This is a genomic window from Pseudomonas kilonensis (assembly GCF_001269885.1).
GTDB lineage: Bacteria > Pseudomonadota > Gammaproteobacteria > Pseudomonadales > Pseudomonadaceae > Aquipseudomonas > Aquipseudomonas kilonensis.
Genome location: NZ_LHVH01000017.1, coordinates 455,615 through 481,561 on the forward strand (window position 1 = coordinate 455,615; position 25,947 = coordinate 481,561).

26 protein-coding genes are annotated in these 25,947 nt (G+C 51.1%); 24 read left to right on the forward strand and 2 right to left on the reverse strand.

Annotation, left to right across the window (positions count from 1 at the left end):
• Nucleotides 1–105 precede the first annotated feature (105 nt).
• The 23 genes from rpsA (at nt 106) to AD662_RS08755 (ending at nt 23,157) form a co-directional block, all read left to right on the forward strand.
• Nucleotides 106–1,800 carry a 30S ribosomal protein S1 gene (gene rpsA, locus AD662_RS08650; RefSeq protein WP_014337228.1) on the forward strand — a complete coding sequence of 565 codons (1,695 nt, stop codon included), beginning with the start codon at nt 106–108 and terminating at the stop codon, nt 1,798–1,800.
• A gap of 230 nt (nt 1,801–2,030) precedes the next feature.
• Nucleotides 2,031–2,309 carry a hypothetical protein gene (locus tag AD662_RS08655; RefSeq protein WP_018602958.1) on the forward strand — a complete coding sequence of 93 codons (279 nt, stop codon included), beginning with the start codon at nt 2,031–2,033 and terminating at the stop codon, nt 2,307–2,309.
• Between the two features lie 136 nt (nt 2,310–2,445).
• The gene (gene ihfB, locus AD662_RS08660) at nt 2,446–2,742 is read left to right on the forward strand and encodes an integration host factor subunit beta (RefSeq protein ID WP_003199243.1); all 297 of its coding nucleotides are present in this window, start codon (nt 2,446–2,448) and stop codon (nt 2,740–2,742) included.
• A gap of 26 nt (nt 2,743–2,768) precedes the next feature.
• Nucleotides 2,769–2,993 (forward strand): lipopolysaccharide assembly protein LapA domain-containing protein, encoded by a 225-nt coding sequence (locus AD662_RS08665; protein WP_018602966.1) that lies wholly within the window; start codon nt 2,769–2,771, stop codon nt 2,991–2,993.
• 194 nt (nt 2,994–3,187) lie between these two features.
• Nucleotides 3,188–4,258, forward strand: a complete 1,071-nt coding sequence (locus tag AD662_RS08670) for an LPS O-antigen chain length determinant protein WzzB (protein ID WP_053186634.1) — start codon at nt 3,188–3,190, stop codon at nt 4,256–4,258.
• A 526-nt stretch (nt 4,259–4,784) separates the two neighbouring features.
• Nucleotides 4,785–6,041 carry a lipopolysaccharide biosynthesis protein gene (locus AD662_RS08675; RefSeq protein ID WP_053186637.1) on the forward strand — a complete coding sequence of 419 codons (1,257 nt, stop codon included), beginning with the start codon at nt 4,785–4,787 and terminating at the stop codon, nt 6,039–6,041.
• A 32-nt stretch (nt 6,042–6,073) separates the two neighbouring features.
• Nucleotides 6,074–7,072 carry a UDP-N-acetylglucosamine 4,6-dehydratase (inverting) gene (pseB, locus tag AD662_RS08680; protein WP_053186640.1) on the forward strand — a complete coding sequence of 333 codons (999 nt, stop codon included), beginning with the start codon at nt 6,074–6,076 and terminating at the stop codon, nt 7,070–7,072.
• Between the two features lie 3 nt (nt 7,073–7,075).
• Nucleotides 7,076–8,236 (forward strand): UDP-4-amino-4,6-dideoxy-N-acetyl-beta-L-altrosamine transaminase, encoded by a 1,161-nt coding sequence (gene pseC, locus AD662_RS08685; protein WP_053186643.1) that lies wholly within the window; start codon nt 7,076–7,078, stop codon nt 8,234–8,236.
• The gene (pseF, locus tag AD662_RS08690; RefSeq protein ID WP_053186646.1) at nt 8,233–8,934 is read left to right on the forward strand and encodes a pseudaminic acid cytidylyltransferase; all 702 of its coding nucleotides are present in this window, start codon (nt 8,233–8,235) and stop codon (nt 8,932–8,934) included. The genes pseC and pseF overlap by 4 nt, the downstream gene beginning before the upstream one ends.
• Nucleotides 8,935–8,939: 5 nt before the next feature.
• Nucleotides 8,940–10,049, forward strand: a complete 1,110-nt coding sequence (pseG, locus tag AD662_RS08695) for a UDP-2,4-diacetamido-2,4,6-trideoxy-beta-L-altropyranose hydrolase (RefSeq protein WP_053186649.1) — start codon at nt 8,940–8,942, stop codon at nt 10,047–10,049.
• Nucleotides 10,042–10,572, forward strand: a complete 531-nt coding sequence (pseH, locus tag AD662_RS08700; RefSeq protein WP_268875865.1) for a UDP-4-amino-4,6-dideoxy-N-acetyl-beta-L-altrosamine N-acetyltransferase — start codon at nt 10,042–10,044, stop codon at nt 10,570–10,572. The genes pseG and pseH overlap by 8 nt, the downstream gene beginning before the upstream one ends.
• Nucleotide 10,573: 1 nt before the next feature.
• On the forward strand, nt 10,574–11,632 hold the full coding sequence (pseI, locus tag AD662_RS08705) for a pseudaminic acid synthase (protein ID WP_053186653.1): 1,059 nt from the start codon (nt 10,574–10,576) through the stop codon (nt 11,630–11,632).
• Between the two features lie 40 nt (nt 11,633–11,672).
• Complete coding sequence (locus tag AD662_RS29215) at nt 11,673–12,563, forward strand: hypothetical protein (protein WP_139213080.1); 891 nt, start codon at nt 11,673–11,675, stop codon at nt 12,561–12,563.
• Nucleotides 12,560–13,666 (forward strand): hypothetical protein, encoded by a 1,107-nt coding sequence (locus AD662_RS29220; RefSeq protein ID WP_139213081.1) that lies wholly within the window; start codon nt 12,560–12,562, stop codon nt 13,664–13,666. Before AD662_RS29215 ends, AD662_RS29220 begins: the two co-directional genes overlap by 4 nt.
• On the forward strand, nt 13,663–14,232 hold the full coding sequence (locus AD662_RS29995; protein WP_082308737.1) for an LbetaH domain-containing protein: 570 nt from the start codon (nt 13,663–13,665) through the stop codon (nt 14,230–14,232). Before AD662_RS29220 ends, AD662_RS29995 begins: the two co-directional genes overlap by 4 nt.
• Before the next feature lie 7 nt (nt 14,233–14,239).
• Nucleotides 14,240–15,364: a GDP-mannose 4,6-dehydratase gene (gene gmd / locus AD662_RS08720; protein ID WP_053186662.1), complete on the forward strand. Its 1,125-nt coding sequence runs from the start codon at nt 14,240–14,242 to the stop codon at nt 15,362–15,364.
• A 2-nt stretch (nt 15,365–15,366) separates the two neighbouring features.
• Nucleotides 15,367–16,341, forward strand: a complete 975-nt coding sequence (gene fcl, locus AD662_RS08725) for a GDP-L-fucose synthase (protein ID WP_053187288.1) — start codon at nt 15,367–15,369, stop codon at nt 16,339–16,341.
• A 100-nt stretch (nt 16,342–16,441) separates the two neighbouring features.
• Entirely contained in the window at nt 16,442–17,857 is a 1,416-nt protein-coding gene (locus AD662_RS08730) for a mannose-1-phosphate guanylyltransferase/mannose-6-phosphate isomerase (RefSeq protein ID WP_053186665.1), read from the forward strand.
• A gap of 4 nt (nt 17,858–17,861) precedes the next feature.
• Nucleotides 17,862–18,632 carry a glycosyltransferase family 2 protein gene (locus AD662_RS08735; protein ID WP_053186668.1) on the forward strand — a complete coding sequence of 257 codons (771 nt, stop codon included), beginning with the start codon at nt 17,862–17,864 and terminating at the stop codon, nt 18,630–18,632.
• The gene (locus AD662_RS08740) at nt 18,629–19,585 is read left to right on the forward strand and encodes a UDP-glucose 4-epimerase family protein (RefSeq protein WP_053186670.1); all 957 of its coding nucleotides are present in this window, start codon (nt 18,629–18,631) and stop codon (nt 19,583–19,585) included. Before AD662_RS08735 ends, AD662_RS08740 begins: the two co-directional genes overlap by 4 nt.
• Nucleotides 19,585–20,598 (forward strand): MraY family glycosyltransferase, encoded by a 1,014-nt coding sequence (locus tag AD662_RS08745; RefSeq protein WP_139213082.1) that lies wholly within the window; start codon nt 19,585–19,587, stop codon nt 20,596–20,598. The genes AD662_RS08740 and AD662_RS08745 overlap by 1 nt, the downstream gene beginning before the upstream one ends.
• 114 nt (nt 20,599–20,712) lie before the next feature.
• A complete protein-coding gene (locus tag AD662_RS08750; protein ID WP_053186676.1) occupies nt 20,713–22,707 on the forward strand; it encodes a polysaccharide biosynthesis protein in 1,995 nt (664 codons plus the stop codon).
• A gap of 114 nt (nt 22,708–22,821) precedes the next feature.
• On the forward strand, nt 22,822–23,157 hold the full coding sequence (locus AD662_RS08755) for a ComEA family DNA-binding protein (protein ID WP_053186679.1): 336 nt from the start codon (nt 22,822–22,824) through the stop codon (nt 23,155–23,157).
• Between the two features lie 63 nt (nt 23,158–23,220).
• Here the strand turns inward: AD662_RS08755 and AD662_RS28290 are convergent, their stop codons facing one another.
• The gene (locus AD662_RS28290; protein ID WP_074849598.1) at nt 23,221–24,324 is read right to left on the reverse strand and encodes an acyltransferase family protein; all 1,104 of its coding nucleotides are present in this window, start codon (nt 24,322–24,324) and stop codon (nt 23,221–23,223) included.
• Nucleotides 24,325–24,718: 394 nt separating this feature from the next.
• On the opposite strand from AD662_RS28290, the gene AD662_RS08760 reads away from it, so the two are divergent.
• Nucleotides 24,719–25,570, forward strand: coding sequence for an urea carboxylase-associated family protein (locus AD662_RS08760; protein ID WP_053186682.1), 852 nt, complete (start codon nt 24,719–24,721; stop codon nt 25,568–25,570).
• A gap of 191 nt (nt 25,571–25,761) precedes the next feature.
• Here AD662_RS08760 and AD662_RS28295 read toward each other — a convergent pair whose 3' ends face one another.
• Nucleotides 25,762–25,929, reverse strand: coding sequence for a DUF2897 family protein (locus AD662_RS28295; RefSeq protein ID WP_014337248.1), 168 nt, complete (start codon nt 25,927–25,929; stop codon nt 25,762–25,764).
• Between the last annotated feature and the right edge of the window lie 18 nt (nt 25,930–25,947).

Here is a 25,947-nt window from a genome sequence, read left to right on the forward strand (position 1 = left end):
GGGGACCAGTCATAGTCCTGCGATGCTTCTTTTATATGAAACTAACCCACATCGTCTGGGATGTGGAGGCGGGCGTATTCTTCGCCCTAATCAACAGGAATTAAAATGAGCGAAAGCTTTGCGGAACTCTTTGAAGAAAGCCTGAAAACCCTGAACCTTCAGGCAGGCTCCATCATCACCGGTGTTATCGTTGATATCGATTACCAAGCTCGCTGGGTAACCGTTCACGCTGGTCTGAAGTCTGAAGCACTCATCCCGCTTGAGCAGTTCTACAACGACGCTGGCGAACTGAACATCAACGTCGGTGACGAAGTTCACGTTGCGCTGGACTCGGTTGAAGATGGCTTTGGTGAAACCAAGCTGTCCCGTGAAAAAGCCAAGCGCGCTGAATGCTGGATCGTTCTGGAAGCGGCTTTCGCAGCTGAGGAAGTGGTCAAGGGCGTTATCAACGGTAAGGTTAAAGGCGGCTTCACTGTCGACGTTAACGGCATCCGTGCGTTCCTGCCAGGTTCCCTGGTTGACGTCCGTCCAGTGCGCGATACCACGCACCTGGAAGGCAAAGAGCTGGAATTCAAGGTCATCAAGCTGGACCAGAAGCGCAACAACGTTGTCGTTTCCCGTCGCAGTGTCCTGGAAGCCGAGAACTCCGCCGAGCGTGAAGCTCTGCTGGAATCGCTGCAGGAAGGCCAGCAGGTCAAGGGTATTGTCAAAAACCTCACCGATTACGGCGCATTCGTCGATCTGGGTGGCGTCGATGGCCTGCTGCACATCACCGACATGGCCTGGAAGCGTATCAAGCATCCTTCGGAAATCGTCAACGTTGGCGACGAGATCGATGTCAAGGTTCTGAAGTACGATCGCGAGCGCAATCGTGTTTCCCTGGGCCTCAAGCAACTGGGTGAAGATCCATGGGTCGCTATCAAAGCCCGTTACCCAGAAAGCACCCGCGTCACCGCTCGTGTTACCAACCTCACCGACTACGGCTGCTTCGCTGAGCTGGAAGAAGGCGTTGAAGGCCTGGTACACGTTTCCGAAATGGACTGGACCAACAAGAACATCCACCCTTCGAAAGTCGTACAAGTCGGCGACGAAGTGGAAGTCATGGTTCTGGACATCGACGAAGAGCGTCGTCGTATCTCCCTCGGCATCAAGCAGTGCAAGTCCAACCCATGGGAAGACTTCTCTGGCCAGTTCAACAAGGGCGATAAAATCTCCGGCACCATCAAGTCGATCACCGATTTCGGTATCTTCATTGGTCTGGACGGCGGCATCGACGGCCTGGTTCACCTGTCCGACATCTCCTGGAACGAAGTGGGCGAAGAAGCCGTACGTCGTTTCAAGAAGGGCGACGAGCTGGACACCGTTATCCTGTCGGTTGACCCAGAGCGCGAGCGCATCTCCCTGGGTATCAAGCAACTGGAAAGCGATCCGTTCTCCGAGTACGTTCAAGAGAACGACAAAGGCGCAATCGTTAAGGGCATCGTGAAAGAAGTTGACGCCAAAGGCGCCATCATCACCTTGGCCGACGATATCGAAGCGACTCTGAAAGCCTCCGAAATCAGCCGTGACCGCGTTGAAGACGCGCGCAACGTTCTGAAAGAAGGCGAAGAAGTAGAAGCCAAGATCATCAGCGTTGACCGCAAGAGCCGCGTAATCCAGCTCTCCATCAAGTCGAAAGACGATGCTGAAGAGAAAGAAGCAATCCAGAGCCTGCGCGACAAGCCAGCTACCTCTGACATTGCTGCTGGTCCTACCACTCTGGGCGACCTGCTGCGTGCACAAATGGAAAAACAGAACTGAGTTCTGTCAGACCATAGAAAAAGGGCGACTTCGGTCGCCCTTTTTTGTGCCTGCGATATTTTCAGATTTTTCCGACTCCCATAAGCGCCGCCAAAGTGCGACCATTCGAGATGCTACGAAACCAACCCCTCAACCGGAGTGTCTCTTTTATGAAGCAGATCAATAATCTATCCAAGGGAGTTCCGGCTTGTGTGCGTAATGGGTCCAGGCTCTCTACCTAAAGGATCTGAATGAACAAGTTCTTTCTGGTGTTGGTCGTCCTGATGCTGGCGGGTTGCTCTACAAGCGCCAAGACCCACGCAGTGCGTGGTGTCAGCGGTATCGAGGTCGACTGCTCGGGATTGGGTTCCGGCTGGGAGAAGTGCCATAAGAGAGCTGCAAGGGAGTGTAAAGGTGCTGGCTACAAGGTGATTACCCGATCCGACGACGCGAAGGACGAAGATTGGTACCCCTTTGGTTTCAATCCGGCTGGCTATGTGACTCGAACGATGCTGGTCATCTGTCGATAGCATCTCCCTGCTTGCGCGGAAAGAGGTGGTAGGGGAGTCAGGAAGAATGTCAATACTTGGGCTGTTCAAATCCCTCCGGTCATGCTAAAACCTTTTCAAGCGATTTTCCTAGCTGCTTGAAAAAGAAGGGAAAAATATGACGAAGTCGGAGTTGATCGAACGAATTGTCACCCATCAAGGGCTACTCTCATCCAAGGATGTGGAGCTGGCCATCAAGACCATGCTTGAACAAATGTCCCAATGCCTGGCTACGGGAGATCGTATCGAAATCCGTGGTTTCGGCAGCTTTTCCCTGCATTACCGCGCTCCGCGGGTGGGGCGCAATCCCAAAACGGGTCAGTCCGTCAGTCTTGATGGGAAGTTCGTTCCTCATTTCAAGCCGGGTAAAGAGCTTAGGGATCGGGTGAATGAGGAGGAGGGGGATGAGCTCTGACGGAGCGCCAAAACAAAGGAATTCTCATGCGGAACTTTAAACGCCTGGCCCTTGTCGTACTTGCGTTGCTCGTGGCTTCAGCTATCGTCCTGTTCGTGCTTGAAAACAACCAGCCAGTGGCACTGCTGTTTCTGGGCTGGTCAGCTCCGCAGCTTCCTGTCTCGGTGTTTGTGATCCTGGCGCTTCTCGCTGGTATGGTAGTCGGGCCGTCGCTTGCGTGGTTTCTAGGTATGCGTAGACGGCCGAAATAATGGATGTGTGAGCCCAGTAGTCTTGGTGTAAGGATCACGGCCAATAACTTTGTTCTGACTATGGGGGGGCGTTTTGTTCGAATTTAACTTAGTTCAGTTTTCTGCTGTGTCTTTCGGGGTTTGGCCTGTCTTGCCTTTTAACGTATCCAGTGTGCCTATCAGCGCAATGTTAAGGAAAGGAAGCGAGGTTATCCATGCGGGATAATCATACTGCAGCGTACGGTGAGGATGAAATCGATCTGATAGCCCTTGCTCGTGAACTTTGGATTCAAAAATGGCTAATTTTAGTCATTGCCCTGTTGGTCACTGCTGGGGCTGCCGCTTACGCGTTTCTCAGCAAGCCCGTCTATGAGGCAAAGCTTTTCATCATGCCGCCCACTCAGAATGAGATTGCTGAGTTGAACTATGGTCGTGGAAAAAGTAACGAGCTCGAAACTTATTCTATCAAGCATGTATACGATGTATTTGCTCGTAATCTGCAAGGTGAATCTCTTCGCCAAAACTTTTTCAATGAAATTTATCTCCCGTCGCTTGATGAAGCCCAGCGAAAGGGAGCTCTTGACCGTTTATATGAACGATTCTCACGGGAGCTGGTAGTCAAGGGGCCGGGTAAGGACACGCCGGACCGTTTCTCTGTGACTGTCCAAAGCGGCGATCCAATAAAGGCTACCGAGTGGGTAAAGACCTATGTGGCGCGCGCCAGCGAGGCGGCCGAGTCGGAGCTGATCAAGAACGTAACGACCGAAGCTTCCGTAAGAGCTCGCAACCTTGAGCAGCGCATTATTAGCTTACGTGAGACCGCGCAGCGGATACGCGAGGATCGGATTCAGCAACTGCGTGAAGCACTGAAAATTGCCGAGGCGATTGGCTTGACTACGCCAACCATAAACTCTTCTGCAGCTGTGGATATTACTGTAGATACCGGTAATAAGATGGATTATCAGAGGGGCAGCAAGGCGTTGGCTGCTGAAGTCGGTGCCCTGGAAGCGAGGGCTTCTGATGACGCGTTTATATCGGATTTGCGGAGTTTTCAGATGCGTTATAACTTTTATCGTAAGTTGAATATTGACTCTGAGCGCGTTTCGGTGTACCGACAGGATGGTGGTGTTGAGGTACCGGAGAGTCCGATAAGGCCTAGAAAGGGCTTAATCTTGGTGTTGGGGGTTTTGGCTGGGCTTCTATCGGGTGGATTTGTAGCCTTGGTCCGGTATGTATTTAAGCGCAATCAAGAAGATCAACGGAGTAGGGAAGTTAGTCGCGGTTAGATGCCATTTCATCCGCATAAATCATGATTGATAGTTATAGCTCATGGTTAAACAGTGCTCTGATTGGTTTCTATTGAGCCTGTCTGTGTTGGGTATTTCCCAGTTCAGACAGGCTTTCTTATGCTCAAGGAAAGCTCCCCGCGTCAGGGTTGGCAATTGATAGCTCCGCGTTACTGGTTGATATTTTTTTGGTGTCACGAACCGGCTTATCGCCTTACGCCGAGTTTGGAGTGCGGTTTTTTTGGTCGCTCGGCGGTAATGCTTTGAATCAAAGAAGGATGAATGTCCAGCTAAAGAGGGCTCCGGCTATGGTAACCATTGCCCTGGGAGGCCCTCACGCGTGGCCATGGATTACCCTTAACGCGATTTTCCTCAAGAGTAGGCATAATGCGCGCAGGTTGAGAGTATCTTCTGCGTGGTTGCTGGCCAGTGGGGCAGCTCGGCTAGTGCCAAAGGCCGAACGCAGGGATGAAAAGCGCTTCTTATGCAAGCAGTTAGCAGGTACGAACGTGAATAGACCAATGTAATGCTCGCTCGACATTTTTTACAGCTTTCCAATGTCGCAATTCGTGGCATGACGCTTGTCAGCAAATTTTTGCTGATTTTCTTTCTTGCCCGGTTTCTTGATCCGGTCGAGCTAGGTATCTATGGTTTGTTGGCAGCGACTGTTGGCTATTCGCTGTATTTCCTCGGGTTCGATTTCTATACCTATAGCACTCGTGAACTGCTCGCCCGCGAGCGTCACGAGTGGGGCGGGCTACTCAAGGCTCAAGGAGCGTTGACCTTGGTGCTCTACGTCATTTTTTTACCGCTGTTGAGCCTGGTTTTTATCGAAGGCTTGCTCCCAATGAAGATTATCGGTTGGTTCTTCGCTTTGCTGATACTTGAACATCTGACTCAGGAATTGGGTCGCTTGCTGATCGCGATTTCGGATCAACTCTTTGCGAGCCTGGTACTTTTTTTTCGTTCGGGGGTCTGGGCCGTCCTGATCACGGGATTGATGTTCGTTGAACCTAACACGCGAAATCTGGACATGGTATTCGGTGCTTGGACGCTGGGATCGGCGACAGCGCTTTTTCTAGGTATATACCGCGTCAAGCGCATGGGGCTATCTGGTTGGCGGCAAGGTGTTGACTGGGCCTGGATCATCAAGGGATTAAAAGTAGCGTCCGCGTTGCTGATTGCGACATTGGCTATTCGGGGGGTCTTCACTTTGGACCGTTACTGGTTCCAGGACCTTGCGGGATTGGACGTGCTAGGTGCTTATGTCTTGTTCACGGGCGTCAGTATGGCGTTGATGTCATTTCTGGATGCAGGTGTATTTGCATTTACTTATCCAGGGCTGATCAGTGCCTACCAGCGGCGCGATCCAGACGGCTTTCGTCACGGTATACGCAGGTTATTGTTACAGACCGTTGGTCTTTGCGGTGTTTTTTCGATAGTCGCACTGGTTACGATAGGCCCATTGCTGGGTTGGTTGGGCAAGCCGCTTTACAGTGAGCAGCAGGGGCTTTTCGTCTGGATCCTTTTTGCTACGGTACTCTACGCTCTGGGCATGATTCCCCACTATGGATTATATGCCCAGGGTCGTGATAAACCGATCATTCATAGCCATATAGCCAGTTTGATCATTTTCGTTCTGGCGACTTGGAGTTTTGTGCAAACCTGGCCTCATCTCGCGGTGCCGCTAGGGCTGTGCGTCAGCTTTTTTGTCGTTTTGTGCTGGAAATCGTGGAGCTTCTATCGCCTCACCCCGGTACCTTACCGTTTATTTCAATCCTGACTCCGTGCAGGAAGCAACCAAGGGACGCGTCAATGTTCACCAATAAAACCATTCTCATCACCGGTGGTACCGGCTCTTTTGGTAACACGTTTGTGCCAATGACCCTGGCCAAATACAACCCGAAAAAGATCATCATCTTTTCCCGAGATGAAATGAAGCAATGGGACATGGCGAAGAAATTCGAGGGTGATTCCCGCGTTCGATTCTTCATCGGCGACGTCCGCGACAAGGAGCGCTTGTACCGGGCCCTGGACGGTGTCGATTATGTGGTTCACGCAGCGGCGACCAAGATCGTGCCGACCGCGGAATACAACCCCTTCGAGTGCATCAAGACCAATATCAATGGCGCCATGAACCTGATCGATGCCTGTATCGACAAAGGCATCAAGCGCGTTGTCGCGTTGTCCACCGACAAGGCCAGCAGCCCAATCAACCTGTATGGCGCCACCAAATTGGCGTCGGATAAGCTGTTTGTTGCCGGTAACTCCTACGCCGGCGGCCATGAAACCCGCATGGCGGTTGTGCGTTATGGCAACGTGATGGGGTCGCGCGGATCGGTAATTCCGTTCTTTATGTCGATCAAAGACAAAGGTGAATTACCGATCACCGACGAACGCATGACCCGTTTCATGATTTCCTTGGAAGAGGGCGTCGAACTGGTCTGGCATGCCTTCGAAGACATGGAAGGCGGCGAGATTTATGTGAAGAAGATTCCGTCGATGAAAGTGACAGACCTCGCTCGTGTCGTTGCACCTGACGCTACCCAAAAGATCGTCGGCATTCGTCCTGGCGAAAAATTGCATGAGCAGATGATCAGCGCCGAAGACTCTTACTACACGTACGAGTATCCTGAACACTTCAAGATCCTGCCTGTTATCAACGAATGGGCAACCTGCCCCAAACGTATCAAAGACGGCAAAAAGGTCGCTGAAGGCTTCGTTTACGCCAGTGACAACAACACTGAGTGGATGAGCGATGAAGATCTAAAAAACTGGATCACCCTCAACGAAGCCAAGATCGGGAGTATCTGATACATGATCCCCTACGGTCGCCAGGACATAACCCAAGCTGACATCGATGCGGTGATTGGGGTGTTGCAATCCGACTTCCTCACCCAAGGCCCCATGGTGCCCCGCTTCGAACAGCAGGTTGCCCAGCATGTGGGTGCCAGCCATGCGCTGGCGGTGAACAGCGCGACGTCCGCGCTGCATATCGCTTGTCTTGCACTGGGTCTTGGCCCAGGTGACCGTTTGTGGACAAGCCCCATTACCTTCGTGGCTTCTGCCAACTGCGGGTTGTATTGCGGGGCGCAGGTTGATTTCGTGGATATCGATCCACGTACCTACAATCTTTGCCCTCTGGCGCTGGAGCGCAAGCTGGAGCAGGCCAAACGAGAAGATGCGTTGCCCAAAGTTGTTGTGGCTGTCCATCTCTGTGGTCAGCCCTGCGACATGCAGGCGATCCACGCTTTGGCCCAGCGCTATGGCTTCAAAGTAATCGAGGACGCCTCTCACGCTATCGGCGGCAAATACCAAGGCGAGTTTATTGGTAGCGGTAAATACAGCGACATTACTGTATTCAGTTTTCACCCGGTAAAGATCATTACCACCGCTGAAGGCGGCATGGTTTTGACCAACGACGCCGAACTGGCCAATAAAATGGCTCTGCTGCGTAGCCACGGCATTACCCGCGATGCGCAACAGATGACCCATGAGTCGGATGGTCCCTGGTATTACCAGCAGATTGATTTGGGTTTCAATTACCGAATGACCGAGCTGCAGGCTGCCTTGGGCGTCAGTCAGATGGAGCGTCTGGATCAATACATCGCCCGCCGCCATCAATTGGCTGCGCGCTACAACGATCTGTTGGCGGCATTGCCAGTCACAATCCCTTGGCAACACGCCGACAGTTACTCGGGCCTGCATCTTTATGTGATTCGTTTGCAGCTGGATAAAATCAGCAAGACCCACCGTCAGGTATTCGAATCGCTGCGTGAGCAAGGCATTGGCGTGAACCTGCATTACATTCCGGTTCACACCCAGCCTTACTATGCGCAGATGGGCTTCAAGCCTGAGGACTTTCCGGCAGCGCAAGATTACTACCGTGAAGCCATAAGCATCCCGATGTTCCAGACCATGAGCAATGAACAGCAGGATCAGGTAGTTACCGCCATGGCCAAGGCTCTGCAAGCATGAAACTGGCCGTCATTCCTGCCCGGGGTGGCAGCAAGCGCATACCGCGAAAAAACATCAAGGCGTTTTGCGGTAAGCCGATGATTGCTTGGTCAATTGAAGCCGCATTGCAAAGTGGCTGCTTTGATCAAGTCATTGTCTCGACCGATGATCAGGAAATTGCTGAAGTTGCCCGCCAATACGGAGCCAGTGTTCCGTTCATGCGTCCTGCGGAATTGTCTGATGATTACACCGGAACCATACCGGTGATTCAGCAGGCCATTGAATGGTGCAGGGCTGATGGGTTTGATGCCCGCCAGGTATGCTGTTTGTACGCGACCGCACCTTTCGTTAGTCCGGTAGATTTGCGCCGTGGCTTGGATATCCTTGAACAAACCGGTAGCCAGTACGCATTTTCGGTGACCAGCTATGCATTTCCGATACAGCGGGCGATTCGCTTGACGGAAGCAGGACGTGTTGAAATGTTCAGTCCTGAACATTTCAACACCCGTTCTCAAGACCTTGAAGAAAGCTACCACGACGCCGGACAATTCTACTGGGGACAGGCAAGCGCTTGGCTGGAAGGGAAAATGATCTTCAGCCCTGAATCCAGCGCGGTTTTATTGCCGCGCCACCGTGTGCAGGACATCGATACTCCCGAAGACTGGGTTCGTGCCGAATGGTTGTACAAAGCATTTCAAGCTGAGTCGAGTCAGCAGTGAAAGGCATGAAGGTTGTATTCCGGGCCGACGCTTCTCTGCAAATTGGCAGTGGGCACGTCATGCGTTGCCTGACGCTGGCTGAGGCTCTTCGGGCTGAAGGGGCTGAGTGCCACTTTATTTGTCGGGAGCATCTAGGACACCTGCTGGATTTGATTCGTAGCAAGGGGTTCAGCGCCTATGGTTTGAGTACCGCTGACAACTCCTCAGATTCAGGCATGCCGGTACGACAGGCCGTTGAGCTTACACATGCCCATTGGCTGGGTGCCACTCAACTTCAGGATGCGAAAACCTGTGTACCCATTCTTGAAAAAATAATGCCGGACTGGCTGATCGTCGATCACTATGCCTTGGATGCGCAATGGCAAACGTCGCTCCAGGCGTTTTTTACCCGCCTTTTGGTGATCGACGATCTGGCTGATCGCAAACATATCTGTGATTTGCTACTTGACCAGAATCCGGGGCACGCGGAGCAAGACTACACGGCGTTAGTTCCCAATGACTGCCGGTTGATGATAGGTGCGCAATACGCGCTCCTGCGGCCCGAATTCGCCAGACTTCGCAAGCAAAGCCTGGAACGGCGCGGCTCCCCAAAGCTTCAGCATATTTTGATTACGATGGGAGGAGTTGACCAGGCGAATGCAACTGGAGTGACGTTGCAAGCCTTGAAAACGTGTCTTTTGCCAGCGAGCTGCCGAATTAGCGTTGTGATGGGACTCAAGGCACCTTACTTGGCGGAAGTAGCTGACGCTGCGACGAATATGCCGTGGCCGACCGAAGTGCTGGTTAATATTACTGATATGGGCGAGCGAATGGTCTCGGCAGACATCGTTATCGGGGCTGCTGGAAGTACTTCTTGGGAGCGATGCTGTCTGGGAGTCCCCACAATAATGGTGATATTGGCGGACAATCAGAAATCAGGTGCTGAGGCACTATTAAGTTCTGGAAGTGTTGAGCTGATTGAACAGGTCCGTGATATTCCCACGCGCTTGCCGGTAGCCATACGTGCCTTGTCGAACGAGATTACATTGTCAGAACTGAGCGAGAACGCACGCAGAATCTGCGATGGTCTGGGTGTGCAGCGAGTTATCAAGAGAATGAGTAATACGAATGGATAATTCGCAGCCTAGGCAGTTATCAATACGCAAAATGACCGCTGACGATCTGGATATTGTCCTCGCCTGGCGCAATCATGCCGAAATTCGTCGTTATATGTACACCCAGCATGAAATATCGATCGAAGAGCACCGAGCTTGGTTCGAAAGAGCTTCCCAAGACTCACGCAAACACCTTCTGGTGTTCGAAGTAGACGGAAAGCCTCAAGGTTTTGTAAATATCTCAGGGCAGAGCTCGCTTGGAGTGGCCGACTGGGGCTTTTATATTGCACCGGACGCCGCTAAAGGCACTGGTCGCCAATTGGGTAAAGCAGCTCTAGAGTATGCGTTTCATAACCTCAACCTGCATAAGATTTGTGGTCAGGCGCTTGCGTTCAATGAGCGCTCAATTCAATTCCATCGTAGTCTGGGATTTCAGCAGGAAGGCACTCTGCGTGATCAGCACTACGATGGCGAAAATTATCATGCGGTCATTTGCTTTGGTTTATTGAGCAATGAATGGCAGCCAGAAGATGGGAATCAATAATATGCCAAATCCTAGCATCACTATTGCAGGCCGAAAAATTGGCGTCGATGAGCCGCCGTATGTTATAGCCGAGCTGTCTGCCAACCATAACGGTAATTTTGAAACCGCGAAAAGAATTATCGAAGAGGCCAAGAAAGCTGGTGCTGATGCGATCAAGTTGCAGACCTACACTGCCGACACAATTACTTTGGATTGTGACTCTCCGGATTTCAAGATCAGCGGCGGGCTATGGGATGGACGGACGCTTTATGAGCTATATCAAGAAGCTCATATGCCCTGGGAATGGCACGCACCGCTTTTTGAGTATGCGCGTAAACTGGATATTACAATGTTCAGTTCGCCCTTCGATAATACAGCGGTCGATCTGCTGGAAGGGTTAAATGCTCCAGCCTATAAGATTGCGTCATTTGAGGCTATTGACTTACCTCTGATCAAGTATGTCGCCAGTACCGGTAAACCCATGATTATTTCCACCGGGATGGCTGACGCCGAAGAGATAGCAGAAGCTATTGAGGCTGCTCGTGAGGGGGGGTGTAAGGAACTGGCAATACTTCATTGTGTAAGCGGTTATCCTGCCCCAGCACATGATTACAACCTGCGTACAATACCCGACATGATCCAGCGTCATGGGCTGGTGACTGGTTTATCGGATCACACATTGGACAATACTACTGCAATAACAAGTGTTGCGCTGGGGGCTTCAATCATTGAAAAACATTTTACTCTTGATCGGAGCGGGGGTGGCCCCGATGACAGTTTCTCACTTGAGCCTGCGGAACTGGTAGCCTTGTGTCGGGATAGTAAGACTGCATGGGCTGCGCTGGGTAAGGTTGATTATGGGCGGAAGTCTAGCGAGCAAGGGAATGTGCAGTTTCGGCGGTCATTGTATTTTGTAAAGGATTTGAAATCGGGCGAAAGGATCACAAGTGACTCGATTAGAAGCGTACGTCCTGGGTTTGGACTCGCACCTAAGAATCTGGGCGATCTTATTGGTAGAACCGTAGCGAGAGATGTTTCGCAATATAGCCCGGTTAGAAGTGCTGATATAGATGGGGAGTAGAATTAAGTCAGTGATGTTAAATACGTATGGGGGTGGCTAGTTGAAGCAAAAAATAAAAATGCTCTTGCGTTTTTTTGAGAAGTGTTTGAGTACGTTTGTTTCATTGGTTTTTATATTGTTTTTCTCTCGGAGAACTGTTTTTGAAAAAAAAACGAACCGAAGCGAGAAAGTTATTGTTTTAGGGAATGGCCCTTCATTACGGACTGATCTTGAGGCTGTCGTTAAACTGAGCAGTAATAGTTATATTGATGTGTGTGTTGTCAATGACTTCGCTTTTTCTGACGCTTTTTTTAAGATTCGTCCATGCTTTTATGTATTGGCTGATCCCAATTATTGGAAAGAGGGCGTTATAGGGGAGCTGCATGTTCGGCGAGAACGACTGATAGATATATTGGCCAATAAGGTGACCTGGCCGATGCGGGTGATGTTGCCTGTTGAAGCAAAGCAAACTTTTAAGTTAAATGATGCGACATCACAATTTGTTGCTTTTGAGTTTTATAATCGAACCCCCGTGGATGGGTTCGATTGCATGAAGTTTCGATTGTTCGACTATAGAGTTGGGATGCCGCCTCCATTTAATGTGCTGATAGCCGCATTAACGTTATCTATTGCTAACGGCTATAAGAAAATTTTTGTTTTGGGGGCCGACCACTCTTGGCATGAAGAGTTGAGCTTTGTAGATGGAGAGGGGGTTTTGGTTGCGCAGAAACATTTTTATGATAATGAGGCGGAGCGGAAACCAGTTTATAAAGATGGGAGCGAGTTTTTTACAATAGGTGATCTGTTTATTCGCTGGGGGAAGGTGTTTAAAATCTATGAAATACTGGCTCTATATGCGAGCTATAGGGGGGCGGTCGTTTATAATTTGAGCAGTAAAACTTATATTGATGCTTTTCCTCGAGCGACAATTGAAGAGTTTGATGAATTATGAGGGTGCGTAGTTTTCTTATAGGTGTTGCATTTGTTTATTTGGTTTTTTCCATTTTAAGTGTGGTTTATGGTTCGTTCGGTTATAGAGCGGTTGCAGCTTTTATAGGGTGTTCTGTTTTACTGTACATGACTACCAAGACTGATATAGGTGGTCTTCGATTAGCGCAAATGTTGGTTTTTGTTGTTTTGGTTATTTTTGCGTTTTCAATTTTTAGTTTGCAATCAACAGAAGGGCGTAGCCTATTTGCTGTATTGGTCTTTTTGGGGGCGCTTGGTATTTGTTGGTTTTCAATTGCAAGTTATTCTACTTTTTATCTGTATGAGCTTCCTTTTTATTTTGTTTTAGGGGGGACTTTAATTCTTTTTTTGGGCTTTGGGTATGGTCCTGCTGAATTTAATACAGTTCTGAGTGGCTATAGTCGAAACGGATATTCCGCTATTTTATTGGCTTTTGCAGGAGGGTACATTTTTTCGAGGGTGTATAGGGATAAAAAAATTTCTCTGTTGTTGTTAGTCTTGGTTCTTGTCTCAAGCTTTCCTTTGTATGGCCGCAGTGGGATTGCTATGGCCTTTGCTTTAGTGCTAGCTGTTTTATGTCATAAAAGTATTAAGTTGGCGGCGCTATTTGGGTTGTGTGGAGTCGTTGGTGTGATATTTAGTTTGGGTAGTATAGAAGGTTATATTTATGGGGCAACTAATTTTTCGGCAGGTATAGAGAGTCCGCGTTCTGAAATGTTGGAGCAATATGCTAATGCACTTGATGTGATGGGTCTGTTCTTTGGTGTGGATGTTGGGCGTGTTCCTATTATTTTGGAATATGGTAAAAATCCTCACAATGCTTTCATTTTGTTGCATTCATATTATGGGTTGGCGGTGTTTCCGTTGTTGTGTCTATTTGTTGTTTCGCTTCTGAAGTTGTTTGTTGATGGGCGGTATATGCTTTTAGTAGTGGCGTTGTTGTTTCTGTTTCGAGCTTTTTTTGATATTATTTATCTTTTTGGGCTGTTTGATTACTTGTTGTTTCCTTTGTTGTTTTATGCGATTTTTGTGAATTACTTTAGGCCTGAATTTTATTTGGTTTCTTCGTTGGAAGAACGGTTATGAATATTAAGCGTTATATTAAGTCTAATAGAGAGCTTTATTTGAAAGTGCGCGAAGCAATAATGCGCTATCGAAAAATTCGCTATGGTTGGACTGGTGTGCCAGTTACCACTTGGGTAGTCGCTAAGCAAAAATATATTGCCAAGGATTTTAGTATTGGTGAGTATGGGTTTGTCGGTCGGGATTGTACAATTTACCCGAAGGTGAAGGCCGGCAGGTTTGTACTTATTGCACCAGAGGTTTCAATTTTGGGTGGCGATCATGAGTATCGAAAAATTGGAACTCCTATCTGTTTTTCTGGTAGGGAAATTATTTCCGAGACAGTAATAGGCGATGATGTATGGATAGGCATGTCTGCGAAAGTCATTGCTGGCGTAAATATTGGATGTGGAGCCATTGTTGCGGCTGGAGCTATAGTAACACGTGATGTCCCACCTTTTGCGATCGTTGCAGGTATTCCTGCAGAGGTCATTCGCTATCGATTTGAGCGCGAAGAAGATAAAGCCTTACACCTAAAAGAGCTCGCTAGAATTTCTTCTTATGGTGAGTTGGTAACGGATCTTAATTGATAGAGGCATGGTTATGAAAAAAGCACTAATTACTGGAGTTACTGGTCAGGACGGCTCCTACCTCGCAGAGTTGTTGCTCGAAAAAGGTTACGAAGTCCACGGCATCAAGCGTCGAGCTTCCTCCTTCAATACTCAGCGTGTAGATCATATCTATCAGGATCCACATGTCGATAACCGCAATTTTGTCCTCCATTACGGCGACCTGAGCGACTCCTCGAACCTCACCCGAATCATCAAGGAGGTTCAGCCGGATGAGGTCTACAACCTAGGTGCCCAGTCTCACGTTGCCGTGAGTTTCGAGTCTCCTGAATACACCGCTGATGTCGATGCGATGGGCACCTTGCGAATTCTTGAAGCCATTCGTTTGTTGGGGCTCGAGAAAAAAACCCGTTTTTATCAAGCATCGACTTCTGAGCTGTATGGCCTGGTGCAAGAAACGCCGCAGAAGGAAACGACTCCTTTCTACCCGCGCTCCCCGTATGCCGTGGCAAAGCTGTATGCCTACTGGATCACAGTGAACTACCGTGAGGCCTACGGCATGTATGCCTGTAACGGCATCTTGTTCAACCATGAGTCCCCACGTCGTGGCGAGACTTTCGTAACACGCAAGATCACCCGGGCTCTGGCGAACATTTCTCAAGGGCTGGAGCAGTGTCTGTTCTTGGGCAATATGGACGCATTGCGCGATTGGGGGCATGCCAAGGACTACGTGCGCATGCAGTGGATGATGCTGCAGCAGGATCAACCGGAAGACTACGTGATCGCCACAGGTGTTCAATATTCGGTACGTGAGTTTGTGCGCTGGTCCGCAGCTGAGCTGGGGATTACCTTGCGTTTTGAAGGTGAGGGGGTAGAAGAACGGGCTGTGGTCGAGCGCATTGACGGCGAGTTGGCACCGGCGTTGAATGTCGGGGATGTGATCGTACGTGTCGACCCGCGTTATTTCCGGCCTGCCGAGGTTGAAACCTTGCTGGGTGATCCGAGCAAAGCCAAGAAGAACCTTGGTTGGGTACCGGAAATCACTGTGCAAGAGATGTGTGCCGAAATGGTCCGTGAAGACCTCAAGGCCGCTCAGCGTCATGCCTTGCTCAAGCAGCACGGTCATGAAGTTCCGGTCGCTGTGGAGAACTAATGATGTCCCGCGAATTGAACCAGAACATTTTTGTCGCCGGCCATCGCGGCATGGTCGGCTCGGCCATCGTGCGTCGTCTTCAGGCCCTGGGTTATCGCTCCATTCTGTGTGCCGGGCGGGACGAACTGGACCTGCTGGACCAGCGGGCGGTACGCGCCTACTTCGCCGAGCACCGAATTGATCAAGTGTATCTGGCGGCGGCCAAGGTGGGAGGGATTCACGCTAACAATACGCTCCCCGCTGACTTCATCTACGACAACTTGATGATCCAGGCGAACGTCATCCAGGCGGCTCACGCGTCGGACGTTCAGCGGCTGTTGTTTCTTGGGTCTTCCTGCATCTACCCCAAGCACGCGGTTCAGCCTATGAAGGAAGACGCGTTGCTGACGGGGATTCTGGAGCCAACCAACGAGCCCTATGCGATCGCCAAGATTGCCGGGATCAAGTTGTGCGAGAGCTATAATCGCCAACACGGACGTGACTACCGAAGTGTTATGCCGACCAATCTTTACGGGCCTCATGACAATTACCATCCACAAAACAGCCACGTGATTCCGGCATTGCTTCGCCGCTTCCATGAGGCCGTGCAGGCCGATCAGGCCGAAGTGGTAATCTGGGGCAGCGGCAATCCGATGCGTGAATTCCTGCATGTCGATGACATGGCAGCGGCCAGTGTGCATGTGATGGAGCTTGATGGTGCTACCTATCAGGCCAACACCCAGCCAATGCTGTCGCACATCAACGTAGGGACTGGTAAAGACTGTACGATCCGTGAGCTTGCGCAGACCATCGCCAAGGTCACCGGCTTCAAGGGGCTGCTGTCTTTTGATGCAAGCAAGCCTGATGGTTCTCCGCGCAAGTTGATGGATGTCTCGCGACTTCGTGCGCTGGGCTGGCAGGCGACGATAGATCTGGAAGAAGGGCTGGGCGATGCTTATCGCTGGTTCGTAGAGCATCGGCTGGAAGCAAGGGATTAATGCACTGTGGACTGGATTTACCAGGCTATTGATGTAATAAGCCTATGAATAAAAAGAACTTAACGGCCACATCGATAGCAGCAGCAAAGGACGATTTTGTATGTTTCTTCCAGTAATCATGGCCGGTGGCTCGGGGTCTCGTCTCTGGCCGTTGTCTCGCCAGCTCAATCCCAAGCAATTCTTGCCCTTGGTTGATGCCGAACAATCATTGCTCCAGGCGACAATCACGCGTCTGGAAGGGCTTGATCATCACCTGCCGATACTGATCTGCAACGAGCAACACCGCTTCCTCGCGGCTGAACAGTTACGCCAGATGGAAATGGAGCAAGCCCGGATTTTGCTGGAGCCGGTGGGGCGGAACACCGCCCCGGCGATTGCGTTGGCGGCATTGCAAGCTACCGCCTTGGGCGACGATCCGATCCTGCTGGTACTGGCCGCCGATCATCTTATTCAGGATGTTGAAGCTTTCCACGCCAGTATCGGTCGGGCGTTGGCCCTGGCTGAAGAAGGTAAGCTGGTGACGTTTGCAATCGTACCAACCCATCCTGAGGTTGGTTTTGGTTATCTGGAAAAGGGCGACGCGCTTGGCCACGGCGGTTTCGCCGTCAGCCGGTTTGTGGAGAAGCCTGACTCAGACACGGCGCAAATGTACCTCGACAGTGGCCAATATTTTTGGAACAGCGGGATGTTCATGTTCCGGGCCAGTCGTTATCTGCAGGAGCTTGAGCGTTTTGCACCGGATATTCTCCGTGCCTGCCGCGCTTCCTTTAAGGGTGCACAGCAGGACATGCATTTTACCCGGGTCGATCTTGAAGCCTTTACTGCCTGTCCCGAGAACTCCATTGACTACGCAGTGATGGAGCACACCACTGATGCCGTCATGGTGCCGCTCGATGCAGGCTGGAGTGATGTCGGGTCATGGTCGGCGCTTTGGGACACGGGCGACAAGAACGCAGATGGCAATGTGCTTAAAGGTGACGTACTCACCGAACGCACGAGCAGCAGCTATGTGCATGCCACCCATCGGCTTGTAGCGACTATCGGGATTGATAATCTCGTGATCGTCGAAACCAAGGATGTGGTGCTTGTAGCCTGCAAGGACCATGTGCAGGACGTGAAGAAAATTGTTGAACAGCTGAAGAGCTGTAAACGTTCTGAATATGCCAGCCATCGTGAAGTTTATCGTCCATGGGGTGTTTACGACTCGGTCGATAATGGCCTGCGTTATCAAGTCAAACGCATTACCGTTAATCCAGGTGCTAAGCTATCGGTGCAGATGCATCATCATCGCGCGGAACACTGGATAGTGGTCAGTGGAACGGCGCGGGTGACAAATGGGGATAAAACCTATTTGGTGACGGAAAATCAGTCGACTTATATACCGATTGGTCAGGTCCATGCGCTGGAAAACCCCGGCGTCATTCCTTTGGAGTTGATTGAAGTGCAGTCAGGCACTTACCTGGGCGAAGATGATATTGTTCGCTTTGAAGACAGATATGGTCGTGTAAAGGAATGATGGCTTGAAGATTTCAATTATTACCGTGTCTTATAACAGTGCGGCGACAATACGTGACACTATTGAGTCGGTCTTATCTCAGAGTTATAAGAATATTGAATATATTGTAGTGGATGGTGCCTCCAAAGATTCGACCATGGCTATCGTCAACGAGTACAGCGACAGGATTGCAAAAATCGTCAGTGAGCCCGATAAAGGCATCTATGATGCAATGAATAAGGGTATTGCATTGGCTACAGGGGATGTGGTCGGAATTCTTAATTCTGATGATTTCTTTGAAGGCAATGATGTGATTGATTCTGTTGTAAAAACGTTTGACTCTTCTCCAGAGAGTCAACTGGTTTTCGGCGACATTGTGTTTGTAAACGCTGATGACCTGAACACCGTGACCCGTTTTTATGGTGCCGGGCACTTTCGTCCCTGGAAACTTCGTTTTGGTTGGATGCCGCCACATCCGGCAACATTCGTACGAACTGACGCTTACAAGGCAATAGGCCCTTATTCCGTGGAATATAAGATTTCTGCGGATTATGAAATGTTTGTTCGTTTGCTATTGGTCCATAAGTTCAAGTTCGCCCGACTTGAGAAGGTATTGGTTCGCATGCGCGCCGGTGGCGTCAGTACTTCGGGTGTCAGAAGTAGCCTGCACCTGAATAAGGAAATTGTGCAGGCCTGTCGCAGAAATGGCGTTTATACCAATATTTTGATGGTGCTGAGCAAGATACCCTTCAAGTTGTTTGAATATATCCGGCGTCCAAAAGGTTACGTCCAATGACTCGTGTGCTAGTGACGGGGGGGACCGGGTTTGTTGGGGCTGCGCTGGCTGAAAAAATCAAACGCGATGGGCGGTTTGAAGTCAGCGTCTCTGTTCGTGATGAACGACAATTGCCAGGTATTCATACCCACCGTGTACCGGGTCTGGACGCTGAAACTTCTTGGTCGACGGCGCTTGACGGTATGGATGTGGTTGTCCACACCGCCGCGCGTGTTCATGTCATGCGCGACTCTTCAAGCGATCCGTTGACCGAGTTCAGAAAGGTTAACGTCGACGGAACGCTGAATCTGGCTCGCCAGGCGGCCGCTTCAGGTGTAAAGCGCTTTGTTTTCCTGAGTTCGATCAAGGTAAACGGTGAAGGCACCGAGCCGGGACGACCTTACAAGTCGGATGATGTTCCACATCCACTTGATCCTTACGGCGTTTCAAAAATGGAAGCCGAGAGGGCGCTGCTTGAACTGGCAGAAGAAGTACAAATGGAAGTGGTCGTGATTCGACCTGTTTTGGTTTACGGTCCTGGGGTCAAAGCGAATTTCCTCAGTATGATGCGCTGGCTTGACAAAGGGGTTCCGTTGCCCTTGGGAGCCATTCATAACGCACGCAGTCTGGTTGCCTTGGACAATCTGGTTAGCTTGATTGTGACGTGTGTGGACCATCCAGCGGCTGCTAATCAGGTCTTTCTTGTCAGCGACGGGGAAGACCTGTCTACCACTCAGTTATTAGTTCGTATTTCGCAAGCACTGAACAAGCCTTCCCGTTTGATTCCGGTTCCCTCCTGGGCGCTTGGCCTTGTTGCGCGCTTGTTGGGTAAAGGTGATTTTTCGAAGCGATTATGCGGTTCGCTTCAGGTCGATATCAGTAAAACACGCGCATTGTTGAGCTGGTCCCCGGAAATCAGTGTTGATCAAGGACTGACCAAGACAATCAGTCATTTTGTGGAACAGGGTAAATAATGGTCTGGCAAGGTTTAGTAGTCATAGTAGCGGTATCTTTTTTGACGACCTGGCTGCTGCGCCGTTATGCATTGGCCCGAAGCATCATCGATATTCCCAACGCCCGCAGCTCACATACCGTACCAACCCCACGCGGTGGCGGTGTGGCAATTGTCCTGAGCTTCCTATTGGCCCTGCCTTTATTGGCAATTGCCGATTTTGTACCGTGGTCGACCATGTGGGCCATGTTGGGAGCTGGTATGGGCATCGCGGTGCTCGGTTTTCTCGACGATCATGGACATATCGCGGCCCGCTGGCGTTTGCTCGGGCACTTTGCTGCGTCGATATGGGCGTTGTACTGGTTGGGCGGCTTACCCGCCCTTACGTTCTTCGGTTTCAAGCTTGAATTGGCTTGGCTGGGACATGTCCTTGCCGCTTTTTACCTGGTTTGGCTGCTCAACCTCTACAACTTCATGGACGGTATCGACGGTATCGCCAGCGTCGAGGCGATTTGTGCTTGCCTCGGAGCTTGCCTGCTTTATTGGTTGGGCGGCTTTGATAGCTTGATCGTGGTACCACTGGTGCTCGCAATGGCAGTGGGGGGGTTTCTGTATTGGAATTTCCCTCCCGCACGAATTTTTATGGGGGACGCAGGAAGCGGATTCCTTGGCATCATCCTCGGTCTGTTGTCTTTGCAGGCAGCCTGGACTTCACCCAAGCTGCTTTGGGTCTGGCTAATTTTGTTGGGCGTGTTCATCGTCGATGCAACCGTCACCTTGATACGACGTCTGCTACGAGGCGATAAGGTGTATGAAGCCCACCGCAGCCATGCGTACCAATTCGCTTCGCGTCAGTATGGTCGTCATTTGCCGGTAACCATGGCGGTGGCGGTGATTAACCTGTTCTGGCTCCTGCCTCTGGCAGCATCTGTCGTTTTGTGGAACATGGATGGCGCGTTGGCTTTGATAGTGGCCTATGTTCCGTTGGTGCTGCTAGCCGTTAGGTTTCATGCGGGTGAGCTGGAGAAGACCTGATTTCAGGGGTAAGGTTCGAATTTTTCCTTATCGGTTGTCTAAGAGACGGAAATATAATTGCGTACTTCAGGAATGCATTTGTTTTAGGAGCTGGCCAAGGTGCGTGAAGGGGTTATGGATAAGATACGATCGGCGCTGTTGGGGCTGCCCAGGCGCCACAAGCGCGCGATCCAGGTAGCCACCGATGTGGTTTTGGTTTGGTTCGCCTTGTGGCTGGCATTTGTCGTTCGACTGGGTGTCGAGGCGTTGGCCAGCCCAATCGAAACGCATCTGTGGCTTTTCGTATCCGCTCCGCTGATCGCTATTCCAATTTTCGTTCGCTTTGGCATGTATCGCGCGGTCATGCGGTATTTTGGTAACGACGCGCTGATCACGATTTGCAAGGCGGTCAGCCTTTCGGCTTTGTTGCTGGCCCTGGTGGTGTATTGGTACAGCAACCATAAAACCGTGGTGCCACGCTCCATCATTTTCAACTACTGGTGGCTTAGCCTGATCATGATTGGCGGCTTGCGCCTGATGATGCGGCAGTACTTCCTGGGGGACTGGTTTACCGCAGCCCAGCATGTGCCCTTCACTAACCGTGACGACGGTTTGCCCAAGGTTGCTATTTATGGTGCCGGGGCCGCAGGTAACCAGCTCGTGGCCGCGTTGCGCATGGGGCGGGTGATGCGACCGGTCGCATTCATCGATGATGACAACAGCATCGCTGACCGCGTGATCGCAGGGCTGCAGGTCTACGAGCCCAGGCATATCCAAAAGATGATCGACACAACCGGCGCACAGGAAATTCTGCTGGCCGTGCCTTCCTCGTCACGAGGCCGCCGTCGAGAGATTTTGACGCTGCTTGAAGGCTTTCCCCTGCATGTACGCAGCGTCCCCGGGTTCATGGACCTGGCCAGCGGCCGGGTCAAGGTCGATGACATCCAGGAAGTGGACATCGCGGACCTTCTAGGGCGTGATCCGGTTCCCGCACAACCTGATCTGCTGGAGCATTGCATCACCGGTCAGTCGGTCCTGGTTACTGGGGCTGGTGGTTCGATTGGCTCCGAGCTTTGCCGGCAAATCCTGGCGCTGAAGCCGACCACACTGCTGCTGTATGAGCATAGCGAATTCAATCTCTATAGCATTCTGTCTGAACTTGAACCTCGAGTGGTTCGTGAGTCACTGTCGGTTCGGTTGCTGCCTATCCTTGGATCGGTACGAGACCAGGACAAACTGCTGGACGTGATGAAGACCTGGAATGTCGATACGGTCTATCACGCCGCTGCTTATAAGCATGTCCCGATGGTCGAGCACAATATCGCCGAAGGCGTCCTGAACAATGTGATCGGCACATTGAACACGGCACAGGCTGCGTTGCAAGCAGGTGTATCGAACTTCGTCCTGATTTCCACGGATAAGGCGGTACGCCCGACCAATGTAATGGGCAGCACCAAGCGGCTTGCAGAACTGACCTTGCAGGCCCTCAGTCGCGAACTGGCCCCTGTGTTATTCGGTGATAAAGCCAACATCTCAAGGGTCAATAAAACCCGTTTCACCATGGTCCGGTTCGGCAACGTGTTGGGTTCATCCGGTTCGGTTATTCCTCTGTTCCACAAACAGATCAAATCCGGCGGGCCCTTGACCGTCACGCATCCAAAGATCACGCGTTACTTCATGACCATTCCCGAGGCCGCTCAGTTGGTGATCCAGGCGGGCTCCATGGGGTTGGGCGGAGACGTTTTTGTGCTGGACATGGGCGAACCGGTAAAGATTATCGAGCTGGCGGAAAAGATGATTCACCTGTCCGGCTTGAGTGTTCGTTCGGAAAAGAATCCCCACGGCGACATTTCAATCGAGTTCACAGGCCTGCGTCCAGGCGAGAAGCTTTACGAGGAGTTGCTGATTGGTGACAACGTCGTCGCTACCCAGCATCCGATGATCATGAGTGCCAACGAGGACCATCTGCCTTGGGACACGCTCAAGGCCAAGTTGGCTGAGTTGCTGGCCGCCATTGAGCACGATGACTACACAAGGGTCCGCCAGCTGCTTCGGGACACTGTCAGTGGTTACGCTCCGGATGGCGAGATTGTCGACTGGATCTACCAGCAACGCCGTCTCGAACCCTGATTGTTACATACGCTGTAACGTACACATTTTTGACAGCGACACCTCATCGCCTAAGTTTGAGAAGCAGCTTCGGAAAAGCTGCTTCTCTCTTAACGATGTCATGGAGCGTCACTTATGCGTACAGGCTATTTCTACTCTCTGGTTTTTGCCTTTCTCACCAGCGCCTCGATTGCTGCTATCGCTGCCCCAGTGGTCAAATCCGAGGTTCTCGTTACGCCGCCAGCAGCGGAACAGCCGGCCAAAACGCAGAGCGCCAAAGTGGATTTAAACGGGGCGGATGCTGCCACGCTGCAGCGCGAGCTGTCAGGGATCGGCAAGGGCAAGGCTGAAGCGATAGTTGCGTATCGGGAGAGTAATGGGCCGTTTTCTTCGGTGGAAGAATTACTGGAGGTCAAGGGGATCGGCAAGGCGATTCTCGACAGGAACCGTGAGAAGCTGGAAGTTAATTGAGCGCATGAATAAGAAGGGCCGATCGAATGGTCGGCCTTTTTTATATGACTATTGATCTGTCGCTCATTGTCCTGTTGGCGTCCTAGCAAGTAAATGATTTTGTTTCGGGTGATTGGTTAAATGCTTCCCAAGATTAATGAAAGGTTTTTCAATGGAGCGATAAACAAAATAACTTAAGGCGATCGTGAGTGGTAAGGTAATGATGCAGAAAAACTGTAATTTTTCATGCGGTGTTGGACTGCTATAAATTAAGGGGAGAAGGTATTTTGAAGTGTAAAAAAAAGCTGCGCCATGCAGCAGATATACTGAGTACGATATATCGCCCATAAACTTCAATGCTGGTGTGATATATTTTTGCGGCTTTATATCCAGGTTTAGTACCGACCAGCAAGCGATTCCGCATGTGAAGGTGAAAAATGCTCTATTGAGTCCTGTGACGATGTTAATTTGATTGCCGTCGACAGGCCAGTATGTGAAAGCTATGCAAGCAAAGACGAGTGCGGTCATGGGGTATAGGTTGTTCGCACTTACATGCGATTTTCTCATCATGCCGATGCCCACACCTATGGCGAAAAGAAATGCTTGATTAAATGGGTTTATATATGTTGCCCATTGTTGGGCTAGGGGCTGTGCGGGGGTTAATAAGTAGCTTGAGAAGTAAAAGTATATGGATCCAAGGACTAGGCTGGCGCAGAGATATGACCATTTATGTTTTGTGAACGCGACGAGGAATGGAAATAGAACATAAAAAACCATTTCGTTTCCAATTGACCAGCCACCGACGGGGATGTAGTTTTTAGGATGATAATATCCAAAAGTAAGGGTGAGGTTGGATATGTATTTTTCCCAGTTGATAGTAAAGCTTTGTGTTGCTAAATATAGATAGAAGCCCGTTAAAAGCGTGGCAATCCAGTAGAGCGGAGCAATTCTGAAAAAACGCTTTGTGACGTAGTTGCGTAGATTCTGTCGGGAAAGCTTTACGTCGGAGTATGCAAGGTAGAGTGAGATGCCGCTGATGATATAAAATGTCGATACAGTATATATCCCCAATCTTCCTAGTGTGGTACTGCTGTCGGGAGTTCCTATGCTCCAGCTCATGAAGTGATAAACCATCACGCATAAGGCAAGAAGGCCTCTCATGTAGTCAATGGAGTTTATTCGATGCATTAATTGCTCGTCCGGCGTTGGTAATGCTGATATTAAGGTGAAAGCTATTATGCGGTGGGTAGTATCGCAGATTCTCGGCTTTTAACCCACACCGATTCAGGGCTTGAAAGCGGCATTCGAAGATGTGACGCATAGATCCATGGACGTTGAGTGGTCGAGCTGGCACGAAGTGTGATTACCTAATGCGAAGAACCAACTGCTGAACAGTCCTAAGGCTTTTGAACATGAACAGCGGACCTTCCTTATCCACTGATCAACTGAAGCTACGCGCAGGCATCATCGTTGGGCGCTTGCTATGGGGTTGCTCGCAGCGGTCGAAGGCGACAGGCGCGCGAGCAACTGCTTTTACAGCTACTGACTCCCACTCCCTCACCACTGATCAAGGACCCGCGCCATGTACAAAGACTACCCAGCCGCCTACCAGGTCAGCAAAGGTTCAGCCCTGCAAGTGGACAAACCCTTCTACGACCGCATCCGCACCCAGCAGGACAAACGCACCTTGATCGAACAGTTCGAGGTACCCATCCGCACCGGCCGCGCTTGGCACGTACCTGCCGGTCATGTGTTTCGCGTCACGACGCCGGTGGGCCCGCAGGTAGGGGACTTCAACGTCTGGAGCGCCCACGATCCGCGGGAGCGTCTGTGGGCGGCGCGCACGCGTCAGCTTCAGGGTGCCCACGTCAGTACCCATGATCGGTTGTGGTCGAACCTGCCATTCCTGCGGCCCTTGGTGACCATCACCGATGACAGCCTGGCTGGCTACGGTATCGACGAGCATGGTGGACGGCTGCATGATCTGCTGGGCACGCGCTGTGATCCGTATGTGAACAAGATGCTGACGGGGGAGGACTTCCATCATCACTGCCATTCGAACCTGACCCGTGCGGTGTTACCTCACGGCCTGACGGAGTTCGATGTGCACGACGTGCTGAACATTTTCCAGTGCACGGGGCTTAATCATGACGACATGTACTTCATGAAGGCCTGTCCGGCGCAGAAGGGCGATTACCTGGAGTTTTTTGCCGAGATTGATCTGTTGTGCGCCCTGTCCACCTGCCCGGGTGGTGACCTGTCGCTGGCGATGTGGGGGCCGGATGCGCAGGATCCCCTTAGCGTCTGTCGCCCGCTGGGGGTTGAGATCTATCGGTTGGAGGATTCATTGCTGGAGGGCTGGAGCCAGCCTGAGCGGGCGGCGTACAAGGGGTTGCATGGCTTGCATATCGCCAAGGCGGATTGGGAGAAGTGATGTAGCAGGCGCCGCCTTTTGGTGGTGAGAGTGGGCTTTGTAGGAGCTGTCGAGTGCAACGAGGCTGCCGATCTTTTCCCTGACACTTGAGTCTCAAGCGAAAGATCAAAAGATCGCAGGCTTCGCCAGCTCCTACAAAGCCCAGCGGGAGCAAGCTCCCTTGCCACAGAGGTACTGAGCAAGCCAGGTAATCAACGATCCTTGGCTTCCTTCGCATCCATTTCCGCATTGCGTTCGGCAACGCGCTTGCGTTGTTCGTCCGTCAGTTCGACCTTGTGGGCGGTGTCGCGCAGCATCATCAGACCCCCCACGATCGAGCCGATTGCAACAATCAGAATCAACCAGGCATACCAGGGCATAGGGTTCTCCTTGAGGGG